General features: G+C 67.6%; 2 pseudogenes. One reads left to right on the forward strand and one right to left on the reverse strand.

The window, feature by feature from the left end:
* Positions 1–1,070: pseudogene (locus ASF22_RS24435) on the forward strand (hypothetical protein); the annotation flags it as partial.
* A gap of 16 nt (positions 1,071–1,086) precedes the next feature.
* Here ASF22_RS24435 and ASF22_RS24250 read toward each other — a convergent pair.
* Positions 1,087–1,173: pseudogene (locus tag ASF22_RS24250) on the reverse strand (IS5/IS1182 family transposase); the annotation flags it as partial.

Genomic DNA, 1,173 nt, shown 5'->3' on the forward strand with positions numbered 1-1,173 from the left:
TGGCCTACCAGGAGGGCGACCCCGACCGGCCGATCGTGGTCGGCATCGTGCCCAACCCGAACAATCCCGTGCCGTACGACCTGCCGGCCAACAAGACCAAGCTCGTGATCCGCTCCGACACGCACAAGGGCACGGGCTACAACGAAGTCTCGATGGAGGACCAGGCGGGCGCCGAGAACCTGTTCACGCATGCCCAGAAGGACATGACCACGAAGGTCTTGAACGACGCCACCAGCCGGGTGGACGCCAACCAGGTCCAGAGCATCGGCGCGAACCACGCGATGGAAGTCGCCAACAACCAGAGCCAGCAGGTCGGCGGCTCGCGCTCGCTCACCGTCGGCGCGGTGGGCGGCGCGGCGAGCGCGGGTCTCTCTGCGGCGATGGCGGCGCTGTCGGGCCAGACCGCCGGGCTGCTCGGCCAGGCCATGGGCGTGGCCATGCAGGCCATGGGATCGGCCGGAAGCGGCGGCGGAGCGGGCTCCGCGGACGGTGCCGGCGGGGGTGAGGGCGGCGGAGCGTCCGGCCTCGACCCGTCGGCTCTGGTCGGCCTGGCCTCGGGGTTCACCAGCCTCGTCGGTGGCGGGGGGATCGGGGGGCTGCTCGGCGGCGCGATCGATCAGACCCGCGCGGGCATCAACGCGGCGAGCGCCAAGAGCATGATCCAGGCGGGCGGGGCGGGCATGGCCGGCGCCGGCACGCAGCTCGCCGGCCAGGTCGCCGGCATGATGGGCCGCCTCGGCGGCGTCATGAACACCCAGGTCTCGCGGTTCCAAAACAACACCACCGGCCTCGCCAGCACCGAACAGGTCGGCGTCACGAAGGTCGTCAACGTCGGCCAGACTTCACGTGAGCATGTCGGAAGGACAAAAAAGCTAACGGTCGGGGACGAATTTGTGATCGAGGTCGGAAAGTCCAAGTTTATCATGCGCAAGGACGGCACAATCATCATCCTTGGCACAAACTTCAATTTCACCGCATCCGGTCCTGTGCAAATCAACGGTTCGGTGGTCGATCTCAACAAGCCCGGCTCTGACGAGGGAGGGGGCGGCAACTCTGCCGATGGCTCCTGAGAGTCCGTCCGATAAGTCATGACGCTCGGCCCAGCCTTCGGACGAGGATCATGATGGCGGCGGCGTAGAGGAAGGCCTGAGCTGAGGCGAGGGTCGCTTCCGG

The sequence above is a fragment of the Methylobacterium sp. Leaf87 genome, assembly GCF_001422775.1.
GTDB lineage: Bacteria > Pseudomonadota > Alphaproteobacteria > Rhizobiales > Beijerinckiaceae > Methylobacterium.